General features: G+C 65.2%; 15 protein-coding genes. 6 read left to right on the forward strand and 9 right to left on the reverse strand.

The window, feature by feature from the left end:
• Nucleotides 1-8 precede the first annotated feature (8 nt).
• Nucleotides 9-974 carry an SDR family oxidoreductase gene (locus FFS60_RS12015; protein WP_137822092.1) on the reverse strand — a complete coding sequence of 322 codons (966 nt, stop codon included), beginning with the start codon at nucleotides 972-974 and terminating at the stop codon, nucleotides 9-11.
• Nucleotides 962-1,876, reverse strand: coding sequence for a bile acid:sodium symporter family protein (locus FFS60_RS12020; RefSeq protein ID WP_137822093.1), 915 nt, complete (start codon nucleotides 1,874-1,876; stop codon nucleotides 962-964). The genes FFS60_RS12015 and FFS60_RS12020 overlap by 13 nt, the downstream gene beginning before the upstream one ends.
• 190 nt (nucleotides 1,877-2,066) lie before the next feature.
• On the opposite strand from FFS60_RS12020, the gene FFS60_RS12025 reads away from it, so the two are divergent.
• Nucleotides 2,067-2,570, forward strand: coding sequence for a GNAT family N-acetyltransferase (locus FFS60_RS12025; protein ID WP_137822094.1), 504 nt, complete (start codon nucleotides 2,067-2,069; stop codon nucleotides 2,568-2,570).
• A gap of 93 nt (nucleotides 2,571-2,663) precedes the next feature.
• Nucleotides 2,664-3,707 carry a DUF5924 family protein gene (locus FFS60_RS12030; RefSeq protein WP_028627102.1) on the forward strand — a complete coding sequence of 348 codons (1,044 nt, stop codon included), beginning with the start codon at nucleotides 2,664-2,666 and terminating at the stop codon, nucleotides 3,705-3,707.
• Between the two features lie 34 nt (nucleotides 3,708-3,741).
• Here the strand turns inward: FFS60_RS12030 and FFS60_RS12035 are convergent, their stop codons facing one another.
• Both FFS60_RS12035 and gltP read right to left on the reverse strand, forming a co-directional pair.
• Nucleotides 3,742-4,968: a nucleoside recognition domain-containing protein gene (locus FFS60_RS12035; RefSeq protein ID WP_028627101.1), complete on the reverse strand. Its 1,227-nt coding sequence runs from the start codon at nucleotides 4,966-4,968 to the stop codon at nucleotides 3,742-3,744.
• Nucleotides 4,969-5,208: 240 nt separating this feature from the next.
• Nucleotides 5,209-6,540 (reverse strand): glutamate/aspartate:proton symporter GltP, encoded by a 1,332-nt coding sequence (gene gltP / locus FFS60_RS12040; protein ID WP_137822095.1) that lies wholly within the window; start codon nucleotides 6,538-6,540, stop codon nucleotides 5,209-5,211.
• Between the two features lie 304 nt (nucleotides 6,541-6,844).
• Here gltP and wrbA point away from each other — a divergent pair, with 304 nt between their 5' ends.
• A complete protein-coding gene (gene wrbA, locus FFS60_RS12045; protein ID WP_028627099.1) occupies nucleotides 6,845-7,441 on the forward strand; it encodes an NAD(P)H:quinone oxidoreductase in 597 nt (198 codons plus the stop codon).
• A gap of 226 nt (nucleotides 7,442-7,667) precedes the next feature.
• On the opposite strand, the gene FFS60_RS12050 is transcribed toward wrbA, so the two are convergent.
• From FFS60_RS12050 to FFS60_RS12055, 3 genes are read right to left on the reverse strand one after another with little or no spacing between them, the layout of a single operon-like run.
• Nucleotides 7,668-7,829 (reverse strand): DUF1328 domain-containing protein, encoded by a 162-nt coding sequence (locus FFS60_RS12050; RefSeq protein WP_028627098.1) that lies wholly within the window; start codon nucleotides 7,827-7,829, stop codon nucleotides 7,668-7,670.
• A gap of 28 nt (nucleotides 7,830-7,857) precedes the next feature.
• On the reverse strand, nucleotides 7,858-8,007 hold the full coding sequence (locus FFS60_RS28680) for a hypothetical protein (protein WP_171016518.1): 150 nt from the start codon (nucleotides 8,005-8,007) through the stop codon (nucleotides 7,858-7,860).
• Nucleotides 8,008-8,029: 22 nt separating this feature from the next.
• Complete coding sequence (locus tag FFS60_RS12055; protein WP_137822096.1) at nucleotides 8,030-8,266, reverse strand: hypothetical protein; 237 nt, start codon at nucleotides 8,264-8,266, stop codon at nucleotides 8,030-8,032.
• A 452-nt stretch (nucleotides 8,267-8,718) separates the two neighbouring features.
• Between FFS60_RS12055 and algB the strand changes: the two genes are divergently transcribed.
• Complete coding sequence (algB, locus tag FFS60_RS12060) at nucleotides 8,719-10,065, forward strand: sigma-54-dependent response regulator transcription factor AlgB (protein ID WP_137822097.1); 1,347 nt, start codon at nucleotides 8,719-8,721, stop codon at nucleotides 10,063-10,065.
• A gap of 13 nt (nucleotides 10,066-10,078) precedes the next feature.
• Nucleotides 10,079-11,854, forward strand: a complete 1,776-nt coding sequence (locus FFS60_RS12065) for a KinB sensor domain-containing domain (RefSeq protein WP_137822098.1) — start codon at nucleotides 10,079-10,081, stop codon at nucleotides 11,852-11,854.
• Nucleotides 11,855-11,860: 6 nt separating this feature from the next.
• Here FFS60_RS12065 and FFS60_RS12070 read toward each other — a convergent pair whose 3' ends face one another.
• Together FFS60_RS12070 and FFS60_RS12075 are read right to left on the reverse strand one after the other, a co-directional pair.
• Nucleotides 11,861-12,640 (reverse strand): N-acetylmuramoyl-L-alanine amidase, encoded by a 780-nt coding sequence (locus FFS60_RS12070; protein WP_137822099.1) that lies wholly within the window; start codon nucleotides 12,638-12,640, stop codon nucleotides 11,861-11,863.
• The gene (locus FFS60_RS12075) at nucleotides 12,637-13,230 is read right to left on the reverse strand and encodes a MarC family protein (RefSeq protein WP_137822100.1); all 594 of its coding nucleotides are present in this window, start codon (nucleotides 13,228-13,230) and stop codon (nucleotides 12,637-12,639) included. Before FFS60_RS12075 ends, FFS60_RS12070 begins: the two co-directional genes overlap by 4 nt.
• A 259-nt stretch (nucleotides 13,231-13,489) precedes the next feature.
• Between FFS60_RS12075 and FFS60_RS12080 the strand changes: the two genes are divergently transcribed.
• Nucleotides 13,490-14,908 carry a DASH family cryptochrome gene (locus FFS60_RS12080; RefSeq protein WP_137822101.1) on the forward strand — a complete coding sequence of 473 codons (1,419 nt, stop codon included), beginning with the start codon at nucleotides 13,490-13,492 and terminating at the stop codon, nucleotides 14,906-14,908.

Here is a 14,908-nt window from a genome sequence, read left to right on the forward strand (position 1 = left end):
TGTAGGAGTCAACCCACCTTGGGCGCAATTCCCCGCGCCTTGAGGAACGCCAGGAACGCCTCGCGGCTGGAATACGTCGGGCGGTAGCCGAACTCTTCCTTCAGGCGGCGGTTGTCCAGTACCGGGCGGTAGCGCAGGAAATCCAGTTGCTCCGGGCCGTACTGGGTCAGGCCGAGCGGCTTGAGCAGGGCCAGGGCGGTGCTCAGCAGGCCGGCAGGGAGGGGGCGGTAGGGCTTGCCGAGGATGCCGGCGATCTCGGCCATGCTCAGCGCACCATCGCCGGCCAGGTTGTAGATACCTTCGGCGCCGCGCTCCAGGCCCTCGCGGATGATCGCCACCACGTCCTGGTCCCAGATGAACACGAAGCGGCTCTCATGGCCCTTGATGCCCAGCACCGAGCGCTTCTGGAACAGTTCGGTGATCTGGTTGTTCACCTGCTCGCCGAGGATGGTGCCGGGGCGCAGCACCAGTTGGCGCAGCTGCGGATGCTGCCTGCGCGCGTCGGCCAGCAGCAGTTCCACCTCACGCTTGTGACGGGCATAGGCGAAAAGGTCATGGCCACGCAGCGGGTGCTGTTCGTCGATCCACTCGGCGTTCTCCGGGTAATAGCCGTAGGCGGCGCCGGAGCTGGTGACGATCAACTGGCCCACGCCATGAGCCACAGCCGCGTCCAGCACGGCGCGGGTGCCGCCGACGTCGATGGCGTGCAGGCGCGCTTCACTCATGCCGCGCGGCGGCGTCACCACCGAAGCCAGGTGCACGATGGCATCGGGCTTCCAGCGCTGAACGCAGGCGCTCACTTCGCGGGGCAGACTGATGTCCAATGACACCGGTTCGATATTGGGCTTGAGCCCCTGCCGAGTCAGCGGGCGGATGTCCGCCGCCACCAGGGTCCAGTCCGGGTGACGCGCGGCCAGGTCGTTCAAGACCTGCTGGCCGATGAAACCGGCGGCGCCGGTGATCAGGACGCGCACGGCATTTCCTCCTGGACACGGGGCGCACGGCGCCGCCAGACAGCCACCAGCGACAGGCCGGACACGATGTGCCAGAGCCCCCAGAAGCCCGCCACCAGGGCCATGTCCAACTGGCCGCCGAACTGGGTCAGGATCAGCCCCAGCGCCAGCCCGGAGTTCTGCATGCCAACCTCGATGGTCAGGGCGCGGCGGTCTGCCTCGGACAGTCCAACCAGGCGCGAGGCGCTCCAGCCCAGCAGCAAGGCGGTGGCGTTGTGGCCGACCACCACCAGCAGCACCAGGCCGGCATTGGCCACCAGCAACTGCCAATTGCCTGCTGCCGCCACGACCAGGAAGCCGCCGAAGGCCAGCAGCGAAAAGCGTTTGAACCAGGGCAGCACGCGAGCGCTCAGGGCCGGGGCGAGGTTGCCCGCGGCCATACCGGCCAACAGCGGCAGCACCAGCAGTACGACCAGGCCGCCGATGATGCCGCCGGCATCGACATCCAGGCTGCTCATCTGGCCCTGGAGGAAGGCGGCGGTGTCCGGGTTGAGGCTGGCGGTGGCGGCGAAGTTCAGCGGCAGGCTGATGATCGCCAGCAGGCTCGAAAGGCTGGTGACGCTCACCGAGAGCGCGGTATTGCCACGCGCCAGATGGGTGATGACGTTGGACAGGTTGCCGCCGGGGCACGCGGCCACCAACAACATGCCCAGCTCCAGGCCGGGGCGCAGATCGAGGAAGAGGGTGACGACGAGGGTCAGCCAGGGCAGCAGCAGGCACTGGCAGAGCAGCCCCACCAGGGCCGGCAGCGGCCGTTTCAGTACCAGGAGGAAATGGGCCAGGCGCAGCTCCAGGGCCACGCCGAACATCAGCGCGGCGAGCACCAGCCCGAGTATCAGTTGCTGACTGCTGTCGTAGTTCATCGAGGAGAATCTCTTGTTGTTCTTCTGTCGCCCACGCAGGCGCAAGGCCAGGGCAGCTTAGCCCTCAACCCTCGCGCCGGCAGTGGCCGACATCGCCAGGCCGAGTGGCCAATCGCGACAGGCACCGGCCGGTTGCCAGGCCACGCACACTGGGCCAGAGTGCCAGCATTCGCCCCGGAGCAGGACGTCCATGTCGATCAGGAAACTGCGCATCAGCGATATCGAAGCCTTGCACCGGCTGTTCGCCGACGTCAGCGCCGAAGGCGAGTTTCTCCTGCGCGCCGAAGCGCCGCCGATCGAGCCTATGCGCGCCATGCTACTGCGCGCGCTGCCGTTGAACCTGCCGCAGTTCGTCGCCGATTCGGAAGGCGAGCTGGTGGGCTCCATCGAGATTTTCCCGGCCAGTTTCTGCCAGCAAGGGGACGACTCGGGCGAGGACTTCGGCTTGCTCGGCATGCAGGTACTCAAGGCCCATCGCGGCCAAGGCCTGGGAGGCTTGCTGATGGAAGCGGCGCTGGAGCAGTGCCGGCAACTGGGCATGCCGCGGGTCGACCTGACAGTGCTGAAGTCCAACCTCCCGGCCATCCGCCTCTACGAGCGCTTCGATTTCCTCTGGGTGGAAGACCTGCCGCCCGTGACCCTACCCAACGGCCGCCCCGACCAACCGCAGAAGATGCGCCTGCGCCTGGTCTGAGCCGCAGGCCGTCAGGCCGGTCGCCGCGCGCCTTCTCAGGGCTGGCGGCGGGCAGTATCCTGCGCGCCTCCGCCCCCAGCCCTGTCGCGACCGATGCTGCTGCCCGCCTTCAAACCCCATGTGCTCAAGCTGATCGAGCTGTTGCAGCGTCACCCACGGCTGATCGCCCTCTATGGCTTCTGCTCGGGCATGGCGAGCTTCTTCCTGGTCGATCGGGGCGCGCGGGTGGCCAAGGTGATCGCCATCCTGCTGCTGGTCAGCTGGATCTGGCTGATGCTGGAGAACCTCTTCCGACGCGGCGTCGAACGGCTCTTCGGCATCGAGTTGCCGCCGCCGCTGATGCGTTTCCTGACCCAATTGATCCACCAGGAAAGCCTGTTCTTCGTACTGCCGTTCTTTGCCATCACCACCAGTTGGAACAGCGGCCAGGCCCTGTTCACCGGCCTGCTGGGGGCGGCAGCGCTTTGCTCGATCACCGACCCGATCTACAACCGCCACCTGGCGCCGCGCCGCTGGCTGTTCCTCGCCTATCACACGCTCACGCTGTTCGCCGTGCTGCTGGCGGCGCTGCCGCTGATCCTCCAGCAGACCACCGCCCAGAGCTACCGCTGGGCGCTGGGCATTGCCGTGGCGCTGTCCTTCGTCAGTCTGTTCGGTGTCATCCGCGTGCAGAGCTGGTGGCGCGGCCTGGGGCTGGTAGGCCTGACGCTGGCCCTGGGTGGGCTGGGCTGGGTGACGCGGAGCTGGGTACCGCCGGCGACCCTCTGGCTCACCGAAGTGGCGGTCACCCCGGATCTGGACAACCACAAGCGCACTCCGGGTGATGGCATCAACGAAGTCAGCGCCGCCGAGCTGCGTAGCAAAGGGCTCTACGCCTATACCGCAATCAATGCGCCGCGCGGGCTGAACGAGCGCATCTATCACGTGTGGCGCTTCAACGGCCGCGAAGTGGACCGCATCGCCCTGGATATCCATGGCGGCCGCGAAGCGGGCTACCGCGCCTGGACCCACAAGCAGAACTTCCCCGGAAATCCCGTGGGCCGCTGGCAGGTGCAGGTGCTGACCGAGGCGGGTCAGATGATCGGCACCTTGCGCTTCCGGGTGACCCCGTCCGAGCTGCCGCCCAAGCCCCACTGATTACTCGGCCGAACGTCTCACACCCCCCGAAGGATCAGCCGAAGAACCAGTAGCAGACGCCGATGGCCGCCAGCACGCCGGCCAGTTCCGCGGCCAGGGCGCAGCCCACGGCGTGGCGCACACGCTGGATACCCACCGAACCGAAGTAGACCGCCAGCACGTAGAAGGTGGTTTCCGTGCTGCCTTGCACTGTGGCCGCCACCAGTGCCGGGAAGCTGTCGACGCCCTGGCTCTGCATGGTCTCGATCAGCATGGCGCGGGCCGCGCTGCCGGAGAACGGTTTGACCAGGGCGGTGGGCAGGGCCTCGACGAAGCGGGTGTCCCAGCCGAACCACTCGACCATCGCGCGAATGCCGTCCAGGCCGAAGTCCAGCGCGCCAGAGGCACGCATCACGCCAATCGCGCAGAGCATGGCCACGAGATAGGGCAGGAGGTTCTTCGCTACATCGAAGCCTTCCTTGGCACCCTCCACGAAGGACTCGTAGACCGGCACGCGCTTCAGCGCGCCCACCAGGAGGAAGATCAGGATGATGCCGAACAAGGTGAGGTTGCCGAGCAAGGAAGACAACGCCGCCAGGGCCGTGGCAGAGAGGCCGGCGAGCAACGCCATGAAACCGCCCAGCAACAGCGCTCCGGGCACCAGGTAAGCCAGCACCACCGGGTCCCACAGCCGCAGGCGTTGCACCAGGGCCACCGAAAGCAGCCCCACCAGGGTGGACGCGCTGGTGGCGAGGAGGATGGGCAGGAACACCAGGGTCGGGTCCTCGGCGCCTTGCTGTGCGCGGTACATGAAGATCGACACCGGCAGCAGGGTCAGGGACGAGGCGTTGAGCACCAGAAAGAGAATCTGCGCGTTGCTCGCCGTGGTCGGACTGGGGTTGAGATCCTGCAAGGCACGCATCGCCTTGAGACCGATGGGCGTGGCGGCGTTGTCCAGCCCCAGGCCATTGGCGGCGAAGTTCAGGGTGATCAGGCCGAGGGCGGGGTGTCCCTTGGGTACTTCAGGCATCAGGCGGTGGAACAGCGGCGCGAGAATGCGCCCGAGCCACTCCACCAGGCCGGCCTTCTCGGCGATGCGCAGGAAGCCCATCCACAGGGTCAGGGTGCCGAACAGCAGGATCATCACTTCGACCGAGAGCTTGGCCATGGCGAACAGGCTTTCCACCATCGCCGCCCAGACACCCGGGTCACCCCCGATCCAGCGCCCCAGCGCGGCCACTGCCGCCACCAGGAAAAACCCCAGCCACAGGCCGTTGAGCATTTGCAGTCCCCCCGAAATCAATGAGGCGGATTCTAGCGGGGCAGCCTGTACCGCGGCGAATTCATTGGCGATGTCTGCGTAACGTGTTGGAGGGTCCGGAGTCCCCTTGTAGGAGCTGGCTTGCCAGCGAATGCGGACAGGTTCGCCAGCCAGGCCGAAAGGCTGCCCCATCACAGCAGCGAACGCCGGCTAACAAAAAGCCCCGACCAGGTCGGGGCTTTCCGTCGATCAGATGAAGGCTCAGTCGATCACCGCACTGCCTTGGCGCTGCGCGTTGCCGTTGCGAACGCTCGGCAGGGAAGCCAGGTAGCGCTCGCCCTTCTCGGCGTCGTACATGCCCTCCCACTTGGCGATCACCAGCACCGCCAGGGCATTGCCGATCACATTCAGGGCGGTGCGGGCCATGTCCATGATGCGGTCGACGCCAGCGATGAAGGCCAGGCCTTCCAGCGGAATACCGACGCTGCCCAGGGTAGCCAGCAGCACCACGAAGGAGACGCCCGGCACGCCGGCGATGCCCTTGGAGGTGACCATCAGGGTCAGCACCAGCAGCAGTTGCTGGCTGATGGACAGGTCAATGCCGTAGAGCTGGGCGATGAAGATGGCGGCGATGCTCTGGTAGAGGGTCGAGCCATCGAGGTTGAAGGAGTAGCCGGTGGGCACCACGAAGCTGCTGATGGCGCGCGGCGCGCCGTAGGCTTCCATCTTCTCGATGATGCGCGGCAGTACGGTTTCCGAGCTGGCGGTGGAGTAGGCCAGCACCAGCTCGTCCTTGAAGATGCGCATCAGCTTGATGATGGAGAAACCGAACAGGCGCGCCACCAGGCCGAGGACCATGAAGGCGAAGAAGGCGATGGCGAAGTAGACCAGCACCACCAGCTTGGCCAGCGGCAGCAGGGAGGCGAAGCCGAAGTTGGCCACGGTCACGGCGATCAGCGCGAACACGCCAATGGGGGCGTAGGCCATGATCATGTGGGTGACCTTGAACATGGTCTCGGACACGCCCTGGAACACCCTGACCAGGGGCTCGCGCGTTTCCGTCGGCAGGCTGGACAGGCCAAGGCCGAACATCACCGAGAAGAAGATGATCGGCAGCATCTCGCCACGGGCCACGGCGGCGAAGATGTTGGACGGGATCAGGTTCAGCAGGGTCGAGATCAGCGCGTGGTCATGCTGCACTTCCTGGGCGGTCTGCTGGTACTTGGAGATATCCACGGTACCCAGCGTGCTCATGTCGATGCCGGTGCCGGGCTGGAAGAAGTTGGCCAGCAGCAGGCCGACCACGATTGCCACCGTGGTGATGATTTCGAAGTAGAGAATGGTCTTCAGGCCGATACGGCCAAGCTTCTTGGCATCGCCGACACCGGCAATGCCGACGATGAGCGAGGCGATGACAATCGGGATCACGATCATCTTGATCAGGCGGATGAAGATGTCACCAGCCGGTTGCAGGACGTTGGCGATCCACCAGGCCTTCTCGGCACTGAAGTGGTTGAGCAGGGCGCCAATGGCGATACCCAGCACCAGCCCGATGAGAATCTGCCATGCGAGGCTCAGTCTGGCCTTGGTCATAGTCGTCACCCTCTGATTTCTTGTGGAAGTAGGGAGCACGGCTTCGTCCGGGATGGCCGGCCGAACCGCAAAGGGGCGCCATGATTCATAGGGTGCTAACGATCGTCTAATGCCGTAACCGTCTACCCCATGCCGAATCGGCATGAGCCAACATGAATGGGACGTTGGTTCCAGCGCTATCCGTATGGCGACTTCGGCATAGGCCTTTTCCTAGGACTGCGGCGGCAAAGTGCATGCACGCCATCTAGGCTGACTGGGGCCGGCCCGATCGGGCCGCCAATCTGTGGCTGAATGGAGAGCGGCGATGAAGAAGGTCCTGGTGCTGTATTACTCGATGTACGGTCATATCGAACGCATGGCGGAATCGGTCGCCGAAGGTGCGCGCAGCGTGCCGGGCGTGGAAGTGACCCTGAAACGGGTGCCGGAAACCATGCCTGAGGACGTGGCCCGCAAAGCCGGCGCCAAGCTGGACCAGGCCGCACCCGTCGCCAGTCCGCAGGAACTGGCTGACTACGACGCCATTCTGTTCGGCACGCCGACCCGCTTCGGCAACATGACTGCACAGATGCGCAACTTCCTCGACCAGACCGGCGGACTCTGGGTGAAGGGGGCGCTGATCGGCAAGGTCGGCAGCGTCTTCACCTCCACCGGCACCGGCGGTGGCTCGGAAACCACCATCACCTCGTTCTGGAACACCCTGGCGCACCACGGAATGCTGATCGCCGGCCTCCCTTACTCGGCGCCGGAACTCGGCGACATCAGCGAATTGCGCGGCGGCTCACCCTATGGCGCGGCCACCGTGGCCGGCGCCGACGGTTCGCGCACGCCAAGCGCCAAGGAGCTGGCCCTGGCGAAATTCCAGGGCGCACACGTGGCGACTATGGTGAGCAGGATGACGTGAAGGGAGGCGAACGAAGCAGTCAATACTGAGGCAGTATTTTTCCGCTGCCCACCGGGAGCTGGAGCATTTCCAGCTCCCGGCAGCAGCTTGCCTGACCCGGCCCGCATGGCTGCGGAGGCACCCCGTCTGCCCCTGGGTCACGCCGCTCCTGATGACGCGGAACAACCCGGCCCCCTGGTCCATCAGCCCGTTACCGGGCATTGATCCCTGAAGCGTTCGAACCTCGTCAGCCGGATCGGCGCCCCATGATGAAGGACACGATGAACAGCACCAGGAAGATAATGAAAAGAATCTTCGCGATGCCCGCGGCGGTCCCGGCGATGCCGCCAAACCCCAGCACGGCGGCAACGATGGCAATGACCAGGAAAGTAAGTGCCCAGCTCAACATGGCCTTTCTCCTTCTGCTTTTGGTGTTGTCAGCGCAGCGGCCGTTGGCGCGACTGCGCAAGGACCACCGGCACGACACAGGGTGTCGGGTCGGCAGGTGTTGCGATTCTGTGGAAAGCGCTGCGCGAATAGACGAAGCGGCACAGCGAGAGGCTCAGGGCGACGAGGAGATTCCACATGACGAAACGCCTCCCAAGAGATTCAGAAAACCCAGCGCGGCTGGATGCCGATATCGGCCTGGATGCGCGAGCTCACCTCGTGCAGCGGGCCGTCCGCGCGAACCGGTGCCGTCGAGCTGCTTGGCTCCGCTGCCGGAATCTGCAATGGCCTGGGCTGGACGCGATCGCGCAAGTGGTGTTCGGCAAGCGTGCCGAGTACCACGAGTGCGATCAGCAGGGCCATGAGCCACTTGGATGAGCACCATGGGAAACCGTTCATCCTCGAATCCTCCCTTGGGACGGATTTTCGACCTCGAGACTTCTCAGCTGCATGGCCCATGCCACTCGTGGCCATTAAAGAAGCATCGACAATTCAATTGGTTACGCCAGCGCTCCAGCCTGGCCTGACGGCACTTTGCACGATCAGGACCTGCTCATCGGGCAAATTGCACGCTTTCAAAAGGCCCGGAACCTCCCTGTTCCAGGCGGAGTGCTCCTGGGGTGCGCAGGGGTCACAAGAGGTAAAAAAGACCCATGCACATTCAGGTACAGGGACTATGGCAAGGCCTGTGCCAGTCCTTCCGATTGGCAAATATCCATATAGATCAAATGGTTAGCCTTTAAGCCAGGACTTCCTACACTTGCATGCTGCAAGAGCTGTAGGAAAAGCGCGTGCAACTTGCACGATATTTCTTGGACTAACTTTCTATGACTCGGAAATGGAGTGAGAGCATGGAACAGGTAACCGAGAACCAGGGACGAATCCTGCTGGTGGATGACGAAGCCGCCATCCTGCGTACCTTCCGCTACTGCCTCGAGGACGAGGGCTACAGCGTCGCCACTGCGGATAGCGCGGCGCAGGTCGAAGCGCTCCTGCAGCGACAAGTGTTCGATCTGTGCTTCCTCGACCTGCGCCTGGGTGAAGACAACGGCCTGGATGTGCTGGCGCAGATGCGCGTACAGGCCCCCTGGATGCGCGTGGTGATCGTCACCGCGCACTCAGCGGTGGATACCGCGGTGGACGCGATGCAGGCCGGAGCCGCTGATTACCTGGTCAAGCCCTGCAGTCCGGATCAGTTGCGCATGGCTGCGGCAAAGCAATTGGAAGTGCGCCAACTCACCGCGCGCCTGGAAGCCCTGGAGGGCGAGATGCGCCGGGTCGGCGACGGCCTGGATTCGCAGAGTCCGGCGATGATGACGGTGCTGGACACCGCCCGGCAGGTGGCCGCTACCGACGCCAACATCCTCATCCTTGGCGAGTCCGGCACCGGCAAGGGCGAACTGGCACGCGCCATCCACGGCTGGAGCAAACGGGCGAAGAAGTCCTTTGTCACCATCAACTGCCCCTCGCTATCGGCGGACCTGATGGAGAGCGAGCTGTTCGGCCACAACCGCGGCGCCTTCACCGGCGCCAGCGAAAGCACCCTGGGCCGGGTCAACCAGGCCGACGGCGGCACCCTGTTCCTCGACGAGATCGGCGACTTCCCGCTGAGCCTGCAGCCCAAGCTGCTGCGCTTCATCCAGGACAAGGAGTACGAGCGGGTAGGCGACCCGGTGACGCGCCGCGCCGATGTGCGCATCCTCGCCGCGACCAATCTCGACCTGGACGAGATGTCCCGCGATGGCCGCTTCCGTGAGGACCTGCTCTACCGCATCAACGTGATCGCCCTGCGCTTGCCGCCATTGCGGGAGCGCCACGAGGACACCCTCGACCTTGCCGAACGCTTCCTGGCTCGCTTCGTCAGCGAGTACGGACGCCCCGCACGCGCCTTCAGCGAAGAAGCGCTGGCAGCAATGCTGGGTTATCGCTGGCCGGGCAACGTGCGCGAACTGCGCAATGTGGTCGAACGCGCCAGCATCATCTGCAACCAGGAACAGGTGGAAGTCAGCCACCTGGGCCTGGGCGACTCCCCCATCGCCAACGCACCACGGGTAGGCGGCCCGCTGAGCCTGGAAGAACTGGAGCGCGCACATATCGCCGGTGTCCTGGCCAACTGCGAGACCCTTGACCAGGCCGCCCGCACACTCGGCATCGATGCCTCGACCCTGTACCGCAAGCGCAAGCTCTACGGCCTCTGAACGGGCCGCCACCATGCGACTGCGTACCAGGCTGTTCCTGAGCATCTCCGCGCTGATCACCGTGGCCCTGGTGGGCGTCTTGCTGGGGCTGGTCAGCGTGATGCAGATGGCCGGTTCCCAGGAACGCCTGATCAATCAGGCCTTCTCCACCATCGATATCAGCCTGCGCATGCGCCAGCACCTGGGCGACCAGATGGTCAATCTGATGGGCAAGGACCTCGATTCGCCGGCCCTGCAAGCCTCGCAGCAGAAGTTTCTCGCCGCGCTGGAAGAGGGCCTGAGTTCGACGACGGATGCGCAGACCCGCGAGCACTTCCAGCGGATCGCCGCGTCCTACCAGGTGTTCCTCGATGTGATGCGCCAGCCCGCCAGCCTGCGCTGGAGCCTGCTGGACGACGATGATTTCAGCCACGCGCTGGACATCCTGCGCACCAGCATGGTGGAACTGCAGCGCCATTCGCTGTCGGTCGTGGGAGACGCGGAAGGTGCGGCGCGCGACCGCGCCTTGCTGATCGCCAGCCTGCTGGGACTGCTCGGGGTGGCGGTGCTGCTGATCGGTTTCGTCACCGCCCAGGGAATCGCCCGGCGCTTCGGTGCGCCCATCGACGCACTGGCCAAGGCGGCCGACCAGATAGGACGCGGGGACTTCCGGGTCACCCTGCCGCTTTCGCCGGTAAACGAGGTGGCGGCGCTGGTCCGCCGCTTCGGCCTGATGGCCGAGGCTCTGCGCCAGTTCAAGGAAACCAATATCGAGAAACTGCTGGCTGAACAGCAGCGTTTGAAAGCGGTGCTCGACAGCATTGACGACGGCCTGCTGATCGTCGATCGCCAGGGGCGCATCCAGCACGCCAATCCGGTGGCCCAGCGGCAGCTGTCCTGGGCGGAAGCGCCGCTCGGCCAGACGCTGTCGCAGGCCCTCGGCCGACCGGATCTGGACGAGTTGGCGCAACGCGTCTTGCGCGGAGAACCCCTGGAGGACGAGCCTGAAGACCTGGTGATCGAAGCCGATGGTGAGCAACGTCTGCTCAGTTGGCGGCTGACGCCAGTGCTGCTGGACGAGGGGCGCCTGCTGGGCGGGGTGATGGTGTTGCGCGACGTCACCGAAGAGCGCGCCTTCGAACGGGTACGCAACGAGTTTGTGCTGCGTGCCTCCCACGAACTGCGCACGCCGGTGACCGGCATGCAGATGGCCTTCGGGCTGCTCAATGAGCGCCTGCGCTTCGATTCGGAAAGTCGCGAGGCCGACCTGCAGAGGACGGTAGACGAAGAGATGCAGCGACTGGTGCGGCTGATCAACGACCTGCTGGATTTCTCCCGTTACCAGAGCGGTGTGCAGGCCCTGGAGCGTGAGCCCTGCGACCTGGAGGAGCTGCTCGCCACCCTGCGCCAGCGCTACAGCGCCCATGCCGACGAGCGTGGCATCGAGATCGAGCTGGAACTGCACCCACCGCTGCCACGGGTAAAGCTGGACCGCCTGCAGATCGAACGCGTGCTGGACAACCTGGTGGGTAATGCCATGCGCCACAGTTCGGAAGGCGGGCACATTCGTCTGCAGGCCCGTCGCCACGGCGAACGGGTGCTGTTGAGCGTGGCGGACGACGGCGAGGGCGTGCCTTACAGCCAGCAGGCGCGGATCTTCGAGCCCTTCGTGCAGGTCGGCCACCGCAAGGGTGGCGCCGGCCTCGGTCTGGCCCTGTGCAAGGAGATCGTGCAACTGCATGGCGGCCGTATCGGTCTCTACTCACGACCGGGGCAGGGCGCACAGTTCTATATGACGTTGCCGGTGTAGGCGCCCCTACAGCGGCATTCTGTTGAGCACCAGCAGCAGGGCTGCGGTTTCGGCGTCGGGCTGGCCGTCGTAGAGACGCTGGCGGTACTTCATCTGGAACGCGGCGATGACGTTGCGGGTTTCCTTGTCCAGCACGCCGGTCTGCGGGGTGGTGTAGCCCTGGCGGGCGAGCTGCTGCTGGAACCAGCCGACGGTGGGCAGGGCAACGGCGAAGCGCGCCTGCTCGCGGGCTACTGCGCGCGCGTCAGGCCAGGGCACCAGGCCGGCGTCGGCGAGGCGTTTCCAGGGGAACAGCGGACCCGGGTCGACCTTGCGCTGGGGCGCGATGTCGCTGTGCCCGATGATGCTACCCAACGGCAGGTTGTGACGCTGGACGATGTCCTTGAGCAGCAGGATGAGGGCCTCGATCTGCTCTTCACTATAGGGTTGGTAGACCCGTCCGGCAGGGGTATCGCGGTAACCGTCGTTGACCAGTTCAATCCCGAGGGTACTGGCGTTCAGCCAGGTTCGACCCTGCCATTCGCTCTCCCCGGCGTGCCAGGCGCGGCGGCTCTCATCCACCAGGCGATAGATCCTGGCCGGCTGATCGCCGATCAGGTAATGGCTGCTGACACCGTCGCGGGTCAGCAGGCGCAGGGAGTTCTCCATGTTGGTGGAGGTGTAGTGCAGTACCACGTACTGCACGCGACTGCTCTGGCTTACGGAACGCTGGCTGTCGTCGATGCGCAGGCCGCCGGCGCAACCACCGAGCAGGAGCAGGACAAGACTTAGAACGAAGGTCTTCATGGGTTCAGGTGCAGGATGCTTTGCAGGTTATCGAGCAACATGTCGACGCTGAGCATGATCAGCAGCATGCCGGTCAGGCGCTCGACGGCCATCAGGCCGCGGTCGCCGAGGAAGCGCTGCAGGAAGGCGGCCTGCAGCAGGATCACAGCGGTGCAGGCCCAGGCCAGCAGCACCGCGACGTAGAGTTCCCAGAGCGCCCCCTCGTGGGTGTTGCGCAGGGTCATCAGGACGGCGAGAGCCGAAGGGCCGGCCACCGCCGGGGTGGCCAAGGGCACCAGCATCGGCTCGCCGCCGGGCAGATCGCCGAGCACACCCTCCGGACGCGGGAAGATCAGGCGCAGGGCAATGATGAACAGGATGATGCCGCCCGCGATGGCGATGGATTCGCGGGACAGACCGAGGCCGCTGAGGATCTTGTCGCCGAAGGTGAGGAACAAGAGGAGCAGCACCAGGGCGAACAACAACTCCCGCAGTGCTATGCGCAGACGTCGTTCGGGGGCTACGCCTTTGAGGGCGGCAATGAAGATGGCGATGTTGCCGAACGGGTCGGTGACCAGAAAGATCAGGACGGCAATGCCTAGGATGTCCATGGGGGCTCCCCTTTACCAATGGGCAGAAGTGTAATGGCCGGAGGCGCCGGCGTCTGCGCGCAGGCTCGCGCACCGCGCGGCGAACCTGTTGCGAAATCTTCCCCAGGCACGCCGAAGGGAAAATGGGGGCGCGGATTATAGCGCGAGGCCAGCATAGTAATCGGACATGGGGCCTACCGGCCGGGATGAACGGCGCCATGACTTTTCCGGCTGCAGGTAATGTTGTAGGTAAGGGACACTCCAGCCGAGGAAGACTGCCATGCGCCGCGCGCTGCTCTGGTTGAAGCAGGATCTCAGACTCGACGACCACCCGGCGCTACAAGCGGCGCTCCAGGCTGACCGCCTGTTGCCCGTGTACGTCCTGGACCCTGCCTTGCTTCGCCCCTCACCGTTCGGCCCACGACGGCTCGGCGTGCACCGCGCGCGCTTTCTGCTGGAAAGCCTGGCAGCCCTGGATTCGGGCCTGCGCCAGCACGGTTCGCGGTTGCTGGTGGTGCATGGCCGCGCCGAGCTTGTGATTCCCACGCTGGTGGATCACCTGGGCCTGGACGAAGTGCTGACCCTGGATGAAATCGCGCCCTACGAGCGCAATGAAATGCGCCGCGTGCGCCATGCTCTGGGCGTACCGCTCATCGAGCTGCCGGGAAACAACCTGCTGCGCGAAGAGGAGCTACCCCGGCCGCTGAACGAACTGCCGTCGGTCTTCAACCAGTTCCGCGACCTGATGGAGGAGCGCCTGCACGTCTTCCAGCCGCGCCCGGCACCGACCCACCTGCCGCCACTGCCCAGCGGCGCTGCAAGCCTGATGGCGCCCCTGCCGACCTTGTCGCGGCTGGGCCTGGGCGAGCCCCAGGGAGTACCGACCACTGCCTTCCCTTTTTCCGGCGGCGAACCCGCGGCTCTGGCGAGACTGCGCGATTACCTCTGGGAAACCCAGAGCGTGCAACGGCACCAGGAATCCCGCAACGGCATGATCGGCAGCGAGTATTCCTCCAAGCTGTCCCCCTGGCTGGCCAACGGCTGCCTGTCACCGCGCCGGGTGGCGGCCGAGTTGCATCGGCTGGAGGCGCAACGCGGCCGCAACGAGTCGACCCAGCAGCTGTGGATGGAACTGCTCTGGCGCGAGTTCTTCCGCTGGACACTGTTGCGTTACGGCAGCGCCCTGTTCCGTGCAGACGGCCTGAAGGCCACCGCACGGGCGCCGGCCAATCTCGATGAGCGCTACCTGCGCTGGTGCAACGGACGTACGGGCATGCCACTGGTGGACGCCAACTTGCGTGAGCTGGTGATGACCGGCTGGATGTCGAGCCGTGGCCGTCAGGTGGTGGCCGCATACCTGGTCAACGATTTGCAGCAGGACTGGCGCTATGGCGCGGCCTGGTTCGAAGAACACCTGCTGGACTACGACCCAGCGAGCAACTGGGGGAACTGGGCCTACCTCGCCGGAGTGGCCAGCGATCCGCGTCGCGCACGGGCCTTCAACGCCCTGCGCCAGGCCCGCCAGCATGACCCGGATGCCACCTACGTCAGCCTCTGGCTACCGGAGTTGCGAGGCTTGCCGGTAGAGCATCGGCACACGCCCTTCATGCTCAGCGAGCCGCAATTCGCCGGCCTGGACTACCCACGCCTGGAGCATATTCCGGAAAACTGGAAGCCCTATATCTCGAGTGCTGCCTGA

This window comes from Pseudomonas sp. D(2018), assembly GCF_005502555.1.
GTDB classification, from domain to species: Bacteria; Pseudomonadota; Gammaproteobacteria; order Pseudomonadales; family Pseudomonadaceae; genus Metapseudomonas; species Metapseudomonas resinovorans.

What these genes read in the sequence shown, in the direction of transcription:
- FFS60_RS12035 (WP_028627101.1), bottom strand. Translation starts at nt 4,968, where the DNA reads ATGCTCAACGGCCTGTGGCTGGGGTTTTTCCTGGTGGCGGCAGTGGCC.
- FFS60_RS12065 (WP_137822098.1), top strand. Translation starts at nt 10,079, where the DNA reads ATGCGACTGCGTACCAGGCTGTTCCTGAGCATCTCCGCGCTGATCACC.
- algB (WP_137822097.1), top strand. Translation starts at nt 8,719, where the DNA reads ATGGAACAGGTAACCGAGAACCAGGGACGAATCCTGCTGGTGGATGAC.
- FFS60_RS12025 (WP_137822094.1), top strand. Translation starts at nt 2,067, where the DNA reads ATGTCGATCAGGAAACTGCGCATCAGCGATATCGAAGCCTTGCACCGG.
- FFS60_RS12080 (WP_137822101.1), top strand. Translation starts at nt 13,490, where the DNA reads ATGCGCCGCGCGCTGCTCTGGTTGAAGCAGGATCTCAGACTCGACGAC.
- FFS60_RS12020 (WP_137822093.1), bottom strand. Translation starts at nt 1,876, where the DNA reads ATGAACTACGACAGCAGTCAGCAACTGATACTCGGGCTGGTGCTCGCC.
- gltP (WP_137822095.1), bottom strand. Translation starts at nt 6,540, where the DNA reads ATGACCAAGGCCAGACTGAGCCTCGCATGGCAGATTCTCATCGGGCTG.
- FFS60_RS12030 (WP_028627102.1), top strand. Translation starts at nt 2,664, where the DNA reads ATGCTGCTGCCCGCCTTCAAACCCCATGTGCTCAAGCTGATCGAGCTG.
- FFS60_RS12070 (WP_137822099.1), bottom strand. Translation starts at nt 12,640, where the DNA reads ATGAAGACCTTCGTTCTAAGTCTTGTCCTGCTCCTGCTCGGTGGTTGC.
- FFS60_RS28680 (WP_171016518.1), bottom strand. Translation starts at nt 8,007, where the DNA reads ATGTGGAATCTCCTCGTCGCCCTGAGCCTCTCGCTGTGCCGCTTCGTC.
- FFS60_RS12050 (WP_028627098.1), bottom strand. Translation starts at nt 7,829, where the DNA reads ATGTTGAGCTGGGCACTTACTTTCCTGGTCATTGCCATCGTTGCCGCC.
- FFS60_RS12075 (WP_137822100.1), bottom strand. Translation starts at nt 13,230, where the DNA reads ATGGACATCCTAGGCATTGCCGTCCTGATCTTTCTGGTCACCGACCCG.
- wrbA (WP_028627099.1), top strand. Translation starts at nt 6,845, where the DNA reads ATGAAGAAGGTCCTGGTGCTGTATTACTCGATGTACGGTCATATCGAA.
- FFS60_RS12055 (WP_137822096.1), bottom strand. Translation starts at nt 8,266, where the DNA reads ATGAACGGTTTCCCATGGTGCTCATCCAAGTGGCTCATGGCCCTGCTG.